The 3204-nt window shown below is 32.5% G+C and carries 3 protein-coding genes; all 3 read left to right on the top strand.

Annotated elements, in window-relative coordinates; translation table 11 throughout:
* Nucleotides 1-54: 54 nt before the first annotated feature.
* Nucleotides 55-1224 (top strand): non-hydrolyzing UDP-N-acetylglucosamine 2-epimerase, encoded by a 1170-nt coding sequence (gene wecB / locus ACQR30_RS11225; protein ID WP_429735087.1) that lies wholly within the window; start codon nt 55-57, stop codon nt 1222-1224.
* Between the two features lie 3 nt (nt 1225-1227).
* A complete protein-coding gene (locus ACQR30_RS11220; protein ID WP_429735085.1) occupies nt 1228-2433 on the top strand; it encodes a glycosyltransferase family 4 protein in 1206 nt (401 codons plus the stop codon).
* A 151-nt stretch (nt 2434-2584) separates the two neighbouring features.
* On the top strand, nt 2585-3204 hold a 620-nt coding region (locus tag ACQR30_RS11215; RefSeq protein ID WP_429735083.1), incomplete at its 3' end, for an FkbM family methyltransferase.

Here is a 3204-nt window from a genome sequence, read left to right as displayed (position 1 = left end):
TTGTACTGACTGTAATGAAATAGCTGTATAGTTACCTAATATTAAAAACAAAAAATGGAAAATAAAAATACTACTCATCAATTCTCAACCACTAAACTTAAAGTAATGACGGTGGTAGGAACCAGACCCGAGATTATTCGTTTAGCAAGGGTAATGGCTGCTTTAGATGCATCTGCTGCTATAGAACATATTATTGTACATACTGGGCAAAATTATGATTATGAGTTGAATCAAATTTTCTTTGATGATTTGGCTATACGAAAGCCGGATCATTTTTTGAATGCAGCCGGAGCAACTGCTACAGAAACTGTAGGTAAAATTTTAATTAACATAGATCCCTTGTTGGAACAAGTAAAACCGGATGCTTTTCTTGTTTTAGGTGATACCAATAGCTGTCTATGTGCCATTCCTGCTAAGAAGCGTCATATTCCCATATTCCATATGGAAGCGGGCAATAGATGTTTTGACCAGCGAGTGCCAGAGGAAACCAACCGTAAAATTGTGGATCATATTTCAGATTTGAATCTGACTTATAGTGACATCGCAAGAGAATATTTATTGCGAGAAGGGCTACCAGCTGATCGCATCATCAAAACGGGTTCACCAATGTTTGAGGTGTTAACCCATTATTTACCAGAGATAGACGGTTCGGATGTCTTGAAACGTTTACAATTAGAACAACACAAATATTTTGTAGTCTCTGCACATCGGGAAGAGAATATATCTAGTGATAAGAATTTCACCGGTTTAATGAATAGTTTAAACCAGATAGCCTTAAAATACAAATACCCTATTATAGTAAGCACTCATCCGCGTACACGGCATATGATTGAGTCTAAGGCTATTCAAATGGAGCCTGAAGTACAATTTTTAAAACCTCTCGGGTTTAATGATTATAATGCTTTACAGAAAAATGCCTTTGCAGTATTATCGGATAGTGGTACGATTTCCGAAGAGTCGTCCATCCTCAATTTCCCTGCGCTAAACATCCGCGATGCACACGAACGTCCCGAAGCCATGGAAGAAGCATCCGTAATGATGGTTGGTATGAATACCGAAAGAATTATGCAAGGCCTGGAACAATTAAAAGTGCAGAAAACAGGAGCGGAGCGTAACTTTAGAAGAGTGGCAGATTATTCCATGCCCAATGTTTCTGAGAAAGTGGTAAGGATTATTATATCTTATATTGATTATATTAAAAGAAACGTTTGGAAAGAATTATAACTTATGAGAATATTATTTTTGACTACTGTGAGAATTAGTGATATAGAGGAAAAGGGCATTTATCAAGACCTGATTAGAACATTTAGAAATAATGGGCATCAGATGTATGTTGCCTGTCCAAACGAGCGCAGATACAAATCTGGGACACGATTGATAGAAAAGGACAATGTTAATATCCTTTTAATTGGCACTTTGAATATGCAAAAGACTAATATAATTGAGAAGGGTATTTCATTGATTTTATTTCAAAAACAATTTATTACAGCTATTAATAAATATTTTAAAGATTTGAAATTTGATTTAATTATTTATTCGACACCTCCGATTACTTTTTGTAATGTTATAGAATATTTCAAGCGTAAATCAAAGGCTAAAACTTACCTATTGTTAAAGGACATATTTCCTCAGAATGCAGTGGATTTAGGATTACTAAAAAAGAATTCATTAATTTATAAATATTTTTTAAATAAAGAAAAAAAGCTATATCATATCTCCGATTATATTGGTTGTATGTCTCAAGCAAATGTTGAATACTTAATTAGGCATTATCCAAATATGCGTAGTTCAATTGTCGAGGTAAATCCTAATTGTATTGAGATTCCATTTAACACAAGAGCTCAAACCGATAAAGAGGCTTTAAGATTGAAATTCAATTTACCTTTATTTAAGACTATTTTTATCTATGGGGGTAATTTAGGTAAACCTCAAGGGGTAGATTTTATTATAAAATGTTTGGAGGCAAATAAACAAAAGACAAACGCTTTTTTTTTAATAGTAGGTGCCGGAACTGAATATAGAAAACTAGAAAATTGGTTTATTTTGCATAATCCTCCAAATATTCGATTAATAACTTCTCTTCCTAAAATAGAATATGATGAGCTTCTTACAGTTTGTGATATTGGATTGATATTTTTGGATTTCAGATTTACTATTCCCAATTTCCCGTCTAGAATGTTATCTTACTTGGAAAATAAAATGCCTATTTTATCTGCGACTGACGAAGCAACGGATATTGGGAGTATTGCTGTTCAAAATGGGTTTGGTTTGTCATGTAAAAGCAATAATGTTCAGAAATTTTCAGATTTAATTGATTATTTTCTTAATAATAAAAGCGTAATTAACGAAATGGGCAGCAATGGATATGAATATTTGAAAAATAATTACACAGCTAAAATATCCTACGATTGTATTATGAAACATTTTGATTAACAAGACAGGAATGAAGTTATTAGATTGTGTGAATTTTTATGGGTGTTTCCACTATATTCTTTATATAGTTCGTAAAGCTTTTTAAAAACTTGTAGTTTTTTCGACGTATTGAATTTATTAAGTATATTTAATAATCGAAATCTAAAAAGTTATGATAAAGCGAATATATAAAAAGCTGAAGCGGAAAGTAAAAATTTTTACTGGAAGCGTTACATATCTGAAAAAGGAAGTAGAGTTTGAAAATAAATGGTATGGCAATAGTTATGGAGGATTTTACGTGAGTCCAGATAGTTTAAACAAAAATTCAATTGTATATTCCTTTGGTATTGGAGAAGATATTTCATTTGATAGGGCGATTATCAAAAATCATGAGTGTAAGGTATTTGCCTTTGATCCGACTCCTAAGTCTATTGAGTGGGTAAGAAAACAGCACCTTCCGTCAACATTTACTTTTTTTGACTACGGTATTAATTCAAAAACCGGATTTGTGAATTTCAATTTGCCTAAAAATAAAGAGCATGTTTCTGGGAGTGTCATAAAGCATCAAAACGTAGATAAAGATGATTTTGTTCAGGTTTCAATGAAGTGTTTCGCTGATATTACGAAAGAACTTGGACATGGTTATATAGATTTATTAAAAATGGATATTGAAGGTTCTGAATACGAAATAATTGATAATATACTTACTTCCCCAATCCAAGTCAATCAAATATTGTTAGAACTTAATGCTAGAGTTTTTGTCGACGGGACGGAGAAAACGACACACGTGTT

Source organism: Arachidicoccus sp., from assembly GCF_050436765.1.
Classification (GTDB): domain Bacteria; phylum Bacteroidota; class Bacteroidia; order Chitinophagales; family Chitinophagaceae; genus Arachidicoccus.
Note: the sequence above shows the minus strand (reverse complement) of the source record. Positions and strands in the feature narration are given on the sequence as shown.

Bases quoted from the DNA above. Each gene is read 5' to 3' on its own strand.
- wecB (WP_429735087.1), top strand. From the start codon at position 55: ATGGAAAATAAAAATACTACTCATCAATTCTCAACCACTAAACTTAAA.
- ACQR30_RS11220 (WP_429735085.1), top strand. From the start codon at position 1,228: ATGAGAATATTATTTTTGACTACTGTGAGAATTAGTGATATAGAGGAA.